This is a genomic window from Streptomyces prasinopilosus (assembly GCF_001419695.1).
GTDB classification, from domain to species: Bacteria; Actinomycetota; Actinomycetes; order Streptomycetales; family Streptomycetaceae; genus Streptomyces; species Streptomyces prasinopilosus.
The window spans coordinates 1-7,459 of record NZ_LIRG01000430.1 but is presented as its reverse complement, the minus strand read 5'-3'; the positions used below and the strand labels follow the sequence as shown (position 1 = coordinate 7,459).

The window sequence follows — 7,459 nt, the reverse complement described above, 5'->3', positions numbered from 1 at the left end:
AGATGTGTATGAGGGACAGCTCCGGGCCCGGGGCCTCGCCCCCGGTGCGGGGGCCGGCCGGCGGGTGGTCGGCAGGACGGGAATCCGGGGGACCGTCGGGGCGCCCGGCGTCGGGGGTGGCCGCGCTGACCGGGGGCACGGTGGACGCCTGCGGGTCGGCGGACGGCGCCGCGGAGGACTGCGCGGTGGCCGACGGTGCCGTGGAGGGCTGCACGGCGGAGGGCGTCCCCTCGTCCGGGGCCCTCGCCCCCTCGGCGCGGTGTGTTCCCGCTCCAGGACCCATGTCCCCTGTCTCGTCAGCGAGTTGGTGGACGACGATGCCGTGCCGGAAGGCGGTCTCACCGACCTCCGCACAGGTACTGCCGTAGACGGAGATGCGGTTGCCGCCCTCCTCGGCCACCTCCACGGAACGCCGTTGGGTGCGGGCCTCCTTGGCGAGCAGCGCCGAGAGCCGGGCGGCATGCGGTGTGCGGACGGCGACACGGGGACGCAGCCGGNNTGATCACCCGGTCCGCGGCGCGCGCCGCCTCCTTGGGGTCGGCCGTGGTGCTCAGGACGGTGCCGCCCCGGTCCGCGTGGGCCCGGAGCATGCCGTGCAGCCGGCGGCTCTCGTCGGCGGAGAGCCCGCGTACGGGTTCGTCGAGCACGAGGGTGTGCGGGTCCCCCAACAGCGCGCAGGCCAGTCCGAGGCGTCGGTCCATGCCCCGCGAGAGCGTGCCGAGGCGTTCCTCCCGCAGGCTCACGAGCCCGACGGCTTCAAGGACTTCGTCCCCGCGGCGTACCGGAACCCCCGCCGCGGCACACAGCATGCGGACGTGTCCGCGCACCGTGCGCGCGGGGTGCCCCGGTACATCACCCAGCAGTACGCCGACTTCGCGGGACGGGTGGCCGATGCTGCGCAGTGGACGGCCTCTGAAGTAGGTGATGCCACGGCCCGGTTGAAGTTCGAGCATGAGCCTGAGGACCGTCGTCTTGCCCGCGCCCGGTGCCCCGAGCAGCATCGTGACCTCACCTGCGTGCGCCTCGAAGGAGACGTCGTCGACGGCGGGCGGCAGCTCTTTGCGCGGGTTGCTGGTCAGTCCGAGGGCCTGGATCACTCAAAGCAAGATAGCGCGCCATATCGTATTTTTCGGGCACCGCAAGGCCTGCCGACCACGGGGAATCCAACCGCACGGGATCCGTGGCCGACGGCCCGCACCATCCGCGTCAGCGGCCCGCGCCCGCCCGGGCCGGCATCTCCGTCCCCGCCTTCCCGTCGCCACCCACTCCTGCCGCTCGGGCAGGGGGTTCACACCTCGGGGCGCAGCATCGGCGGGTTGAGCAGGGTGGCTCCGCCGGCCCGGAAGAGCTGGGCGGGGCGGCCGCCCTGGCGGGTGGTCGTACCGCCCGTGGGCACCAGGAAGCCTGGCGTACCCGTCACCTTGCGGTGGAAGTTGCGCGGGTCCAGGGCCACGCCCCACACGGCCTCGTAGACCCGGCGCAGTTCGCCCACGGTGAACTCGGGCGGACAGAAGGCCGTGGCCAGCGACGAATACTCGATCTTGGAGCGGGCTCGCTCGACCCCGTCCGCCAGGATCCGCGCGTGGTCGAAGGCGAGCGGCGCCACCGGCTCGCCGTCCCCGCCGGGGTCCGCAGGTCGGAGCAGTTCCCCGACCTGCGCCCAGCGCGCGTTGCTGGCGTCGCCGCCCGCCGTGGGTGCGGGCAGGTCGGGGGCGAGGGCGAGGTGCGCCACGCTCACGACCCGCATCCGCGGGTCACGCTCGGGATCGCCGTAGGTGGCGAGCTGTTCCAGGTGCGCGCCGCCGGCTTGGGCGGGGGCGGCGGGGTCGTGCACGCGCAGGCCCGTCTCCTCCGCCAGTTCGCGTGCCGCCGCCTGTGCCAGGTCCTCGTCGGCCCGGACGAATCCGCCGGGGAGCGCCCAGCGTCCCTGGAACGGCGGTTCGCCCCTGCGGACCGCCAGCGCGCACAGGGCATGGCGGCGCACGGTCAGCACGACCAGGTCCACGGTGACGGCGAAAGGCGGAAAGGCTGACGGGTCGTAGGGCATGCGGCGATCATAGTCGTCTGCCTGACGATAAACACTCCCTTCACCGCCGCCGTCGACGGCCGGCCCGCTTCGGCCGGTGCTCCTCCCGTCTCAAGGATCCGACGTCCCGGGGAGCTGACGGCCGGCGGTCCCGCAGCCGCGGGACTATCTCGGCGCCCCTCCTCACCGGTCTTCCTCCTTCCCCTGTCCCTCGGCCCCTGGGGTCCCCGGTCCCTCACGCGTCTCCGTGGTCCCTTCCGCCTCCTCCCGGCCGGTGGGTGGCCGGCTCACTTGCGGGGCGGCCCGGGGAGGGCGGTGTCCTGGCCGTCGCCCTCCCTTCGCGCGCCCGCCGGTCGTCCCTCTCCGCCGCTCCTGCCCGGGGCTCCTCCGTCACTCCTCCCCGGCGCTCCCCCGGCTCCGGATCTGCGCACGTCCCCGACGCAGGGCGGAGCGGCGACGGCGTGCGGCGTCCGGCCCCTCCGTGCCGGGACGCGCCCCACCCGGGCCCGTACCGCCCGCCGCCGTACGGGGGTGCGGAATCCGTACGCCCGGGCGGTCGTCGTGCGCCCGCCCCCGACGCGGGGGACCGCCGGCCGTGCCGGCGCCGGGGACACGCTCCCGCCGCCGTTGGCGTGGGGGCGTGTCCCGTCCCACGTCAGCCACGGGTCCGAAGGAGGGGGTCCCGCCCGCCGTGCCGGACTCCGTGGCACCGGGCTCCGTGCGGTCACCGGACTCCTCGCCTCCCGGGTCCTCACCGTCCGGATCCTCACCCTCCCCCTCGCCGACCGCGTCGGCGGCCGGTCCTGCGCCGTCCGTCTTCCCGTCGTCATCGCGTTCCGCACGCAGGCAGCGGCGGATCGATTCCGGGTCGAGGCCCTCGTTGCAGGCCTGGTGCAGCAGGCGGGCGAAGAGATAGTCGGGATCGGCGCCCAGGGCCATGGCGAGCGCTTCCCTGGCCTCCAGCTCGTCGCCGGTGGACCAGGCGACCCAGCCGGCGAGCGTCAGGGGGGCCGCGGCGTGTTCGCCGTACGATCCGACGCAACGGCGGGCCAGCGCCCGCCACAGGCGGAGCGCGGGACCCGCCTCCTCGCCCTCCATCCACTCCGCCGCCCGGTCCCGGGTCGTGCGGTCCTGCAGGCCGAGGATCAGCGCGGCGGCCTCGTCGTGCCGGAGCAGTTCGTCGTCCCGCAGATCGGCGGGGAGCATGCCGGACACGGAGGGGGCTCCGGCCAGTCGGTCCATGACGCGCGAGGCCAGTTCCCGTGTCTGCCGGGCGACCTCGTCCCGTCCCGCCGCGTCGAGGATCTTGGGGACCAGCGTCCGGTGGGCGGCGTCCAGGGCCGCTTCCTGTTCGAGGGCGGCGGCGTTCTCCCACGGGAGGAACCTCGCCCGCAGTTCGCGCAGTGTGCCCCGGACCTGAAGCCCGGCGTAGGTCGCGGCGGCGGCCAGCACAGAGGTGCCCGGCAGCCCCATCGGCGTGCCGGCCGGGGGGCAGCACCCTTCGTCGTCGCAGCAGTACGACCAGAAGCGGCCGCCCGAGATGCACAGGGCCTCCACCACGGGGACGTCGAGAGCACCGCACTCCAGGCGCAGCGCGTGGGCGAGCGGACCCAGCCGCTCCTTGACCCGCCGGCCGGGTTCGCCCTCCCCCGGTTCCCGGCAGAGGAAGACGACCATCTGCTCGGGCTTGACGCCTCGGCGCTCGCTGCCCGTGACCAGCCCCTGGGCCAGCTGCCGGGCGGCGGCGGGCCAGTCGTCCCGGTTCGCGGGGATGCCGAGCCTGGCCCGGCCGCCGAACCGGCCCCGTCCGTCCTTGTCGTACAGGGCGACCAGGACGATGCTGTCCTCGGGGTGGTAGCCGAGCAGATAGGGCAGGGCGTCGGCGAGTTCGGCGGGTGTGCGCAGGGTGACCTGCTGTTCGCCTCCGTGGCTGCCGTAGGCGGTGCAGGCGATGTCCCTCGCCCGTCCCGCATGCGTGTCCGCGCCCTTGTGCGTCCTCCGCCCCGGGGCCTCGGCCCCACCGGCGGTGCCGTCGCGTCCCGGAAGGCCGACGGGCTCGTCCCGTTCCCGGCCGGTGAGGTCGCCGTGGTCGGGGGATCCGTTGGTTTCGTTGCTGTTCGTCATGGCAGGACGATGTCGCGGATCGGGAGATCCTGCTCTCCCTGTGGACAACTCTGACCAGGAACACGTCACGCACCCTATGTGACCTGGGCTTTCGTCTCCCTTGTGGTGTGATTGCCGGACGATGTCCGTACGTTCGTCGTCTCGTGCCGGTGCCGGCCGCGGAAGCCGGTCGGCCCCGCGCCTCCTCAGGCCGTCACGGCGAGGACCAGCGGGAGGACCTGCTCCGCGCCTGCCCGGCGCAGCAGGCGGGCGGCCACCGCGAGGGTCCAGCCGGAATCGGAGTAGTCGTCCACGAGCAGGACCGGGCCGTGCGGAGCGGCCGCCAGGGCGCCGGCCAGTTCCTCGGGCACGGTGAAGGCGGCGGAGAGCGTCCGCAGCCGCTGGGCCGAGTTGCTCCTGTGGGCCCGGTGCGCCCCGTCGTGCCCGGTGTGGCCGAGGGTGCCGAGGAACGGGAGACGCCCGACGGCGGCCACCCCTTCGGCGAGGGAACCGACGAGCCGGGGCCGGCTCAGGGAGGGCACCGCGACGACTCCCACGGGCCGCGCCGACGCGTCCGGGCCCGTGACCGCCCACCCTCCCGGGGAACGCGCCCAGTCGGCGAGGACCGCCACCGCCGCTTGGAGGACGTCGTCGGGGACCGGACCGTCGGGCGCCTGTTCCGCCAGGAGCGGGCGCAGGCGGTTGCCCCAGCCGATGTCCGAGAGACGTCCCAGGGCCCGCCCCGGGGAGCACTGCTCCTTCGCCGGAATGCGTCCCTTGAGGTCGACGCCCACGGCGGGCATCCCGGTGGGCCACATGCGGCGCGGTTCGACGTCCACGCCCGGACGCTCCAGCTCACCGGCCGCGCCGGCCAGTGCCCGGGCCGAGACGCCGGGATCCGCCCAGACTCCCGCGCAGTTGTCGCAGCGGCCGCACGGGGCGGCCTTCTCGTCGTCCAGCTGGCGGCGCAGGAACTCCATCCGGCACTGGGTGGTGCCGACGTAGTCGCGCATGGCCTGCTGCTCGGCGGCACGCTGGCGGGCGACCCAGGCGTAGCGCTCGGCGTCGTAGACCCAGTCGGCGCCGGTGGACGCCCACCCGCCCTTCACACGCCGTACGGCACCGTCCACGTCCAAGACCTTCAGCATCATCTCGAGGCGAGTCCGCCGGAGGTCCACCAACGCCTCCAGGGCGGGCACGGACAGCGGCCGCCCGGCGTCGGCGAGGGCGGCGAGGGTCTGGCGGACCTGCGCCTCGGGCGGGAAGGCGACCTCGGCGAAGTAACGCCAGATCGCCTCGTCCTCCTTGCCGGGAAGCAGCAGCACGTCGGCGTGTTCCACACCGCGGCCCGCACGGCCCACCTGCTGGTAGTACGAAATGGGTGAGGAGGGCGAACCGAGATGGACCACGAAGCCCAGGTCCGGCTTGTCGAAGCCCATCCCGAGGGCGGAGGTCGCCACCAGGGCCTTCACCCGGTTCGCCAGCAGGTCGGCCTCGGCCTGCTGGCGGTCGGCGTTCTCCGTCCGGCCGGTGTACGAGGCCACGGCGAAGCCGTGCGCGCGCAGATAGGCGGTGACCTCCTCGGCGGCCGAGACGGTCAGCGTGTAGACGATCCCGGAGCCCGGCAGGTCGTTCAGGTGCTCGCCGAGCCAGGCCAGACGGTGGGCGGCGTCCGGCAACCGGACCACGCCGAGCCGCAGGCTCTCCCGTTCCAGCGTGCCGCGCAGTACCAGGGCCTCACCGGCCCCGGTGCCCAGCTGGTCGGCCACGTCCGCCGTGACGCGGGCGTTGGCCGTGGCCGTGGTGGCCAGCACCGGGACCCCCGGGGAGAGCTCCTGCAGCATCGTGCGGAGTCTGCGGTAGTCGGGGCGGAAGTCGTGGCCCCAGTCGGAGATGCAGTGGGCCTCGTCGACGACCAGGAGGCCGGTCGTGGCCGCGAGCCGGGGCAGCATCCGTTCGCGGAAGTCGACGGAGTTGAGGCGTTCCGGGCTGACGAGGAGAACGTCGACCTCTCCGTGCTCGACCTCCTCGTGGATGGCCTCCCACTCCTCGGGGTTCGCCGAGTTGATCGTGCGCGCCCGGATACCGGCCCGCGCCGCCGACTCGACCTGGTTGCGCATCAACGCCAGCAGCGGCGAGACGATCACCGTGGGGCCGGAGCCGCGCCGGCGGAGCAGCGCGGTGGCCACGAAGTACACCGCCGACTTGCCCCATCCGGTGCGTTGCACCACCAGGGCACGGCGACGGTCCACCACCAGGGCCGCCACCGCCTGCCACTGGTCCTCCCGGAGCCGTGCCGTGCCCCCGGGATCACCGACCAGCTCGGCGAGGATGGCGTCGGCTTCGGCACGCAGCTCCAGATCGTTCATGCCCCCATGCAACCGCACACCTCGGACAGTCGGCCAATCCCGCTCGGCGAGGGCCCCCGCCGCCGGGTCCGCCGGCCCCGGCGGCAGCGTCGTGAGCCCCGGCCGGCTCCCGGTCGAGACGTGTGCGCCGAGGGGGCCGGAAGGCCCGGACCCCGGGGCCCCCGGTCCCGCGGCCGGGGCGGACGCCGCCGCGGGCGGCCCGCGGCGCGTGCGCTCCGCCGCCCGGGTTCCCCGCGTGCCTCCTCGGGCGCCGGACACCCTCCGGGAAGCGGGCATTCGTGGCCCGTACGAGCCGTCGCCGAGTGCTTCGAGGGTGTCCGGAGGGCATGGCGGGTGCGGTGAGCGGGGATATACCTCTCAATCATCCGATACCGGTCGGCTCGCACGATTGCTCGTTGCCGCATCCAGGTTCGACAGGAAGAATTGAGGTCCGCACCCGCACGGTTCGTCCGCCGCCCAGGTTGGGCTCCGTTGCGTGCGCGCTCCCCTGAATCCGACCCCGCCCGCAGTCCGGGCGTAGCCGAAGGGAGGACCGTGACCTTCGGATTCGCTCCGTCCTCGGCGGCATCGCTGTCGACGCCCGCCGCTTCCGCCACTCGTCTGCTCGAACCCGCGGAGTGGGCTGCCGCGGGAATCCCGCTGCTGCGCAACCCGCGCGAGGTCGTCAGCGGACTGCACGCCCGGCACCACCCGGGACCGGCGACCGCGATCGTCGCCGTGCTCGACCAGGACGAGCGCGTGCGGACGGCTGGATGTTCCGCAACGCACTGCTGTCCCAGCTGCGCCGGGTCGTCCCGCACGACCTGCGGCGCCGCACGCCGGTCCGCACCGCCGTCCTGCTCTACTGCCGCGACGGCGAAGCGCGCTGGACGGAGGAGGACGGCGCGTGGATGTGGGGGCTGCGGGACGCCTGCACGCTGCACGGGCTGCGCTGCGGGGCGTACATCACGCTGACCCGCGA

Annotated in this window: 3 protein-coding genes and 3 pseudogenes; 1 reads left to right on the top strand and 5 read right to left on the bottom strand. The window is 74.3% G+C overall.

Annotation, left to right across the window (positions count from 1 at the left end):
- The 5 genes and pseudogenes from AOK18_RS34450 to AOK18_RS18445 all read right to left on the bottom strand — a co-directional run.
- Window positions 1-497 (bottom strand): annotated as a pseudogene (locus AOK18_RS34450) (hypothetical protein); the annotation flags it as partial.
- Between the two features lie 2 nt (window positions 498-499).
- Window positions 500-1,055 (bottom strand): annotated as a pseudogene (locus tag AOK18_RS34445) (ATP-binding cassette domain-containing protein); the annotation flags it as partial.
- A gap of 233 nt (window positions 1,056-1,288) precedes the next feature.
- A complete protein-coding gene (locus AOK18_RS18455; RefSeq protein ID WP_055572242.1) occupies window positions 1,289-2,047 on the bottom strand; it encodes an NUDIX hydrolase in 759 nt (252 codons plus the stop codon).
- A gap of 369 nt (window positions 2,048-2,416) precedes the next feature.
- Window positions 2,417-4,150, bottom strand: a complete 1,734-nt coding sequence (locus tag AOK18_RS18450) for a DUF4192 domain-containing protein (RefSeq protein WP_055695094.1) — start codon at window positions 4,148-4,150, stop codon at window positions 2,417-2,419.
- Window positions 4,151-4,335: 185 nt separating this feature from the next.
- Complete coding sequence (locus AOK18_RS18445; RefSeq protein WP_055695093.1) at window positions 4,336-6,498, bottom strand: RecQ family ATP-dependent DNA helicase; 2,163 nt, start codon at window positions 6,496-6,498, stop codon at window positions 4,336-4,338.
- A gap of 534 nt (window positions 6,499-7,032) precedes the next feature.
- Between AOK18_RS18445 and AOK18_RS18440 the strand changes: the two are divergent.
- A pseudogene (locus tag AOK18_RS18440) lies at window positions 7,033-7,459 on the top strand (hypothetical protein); the annotation flags it as partial.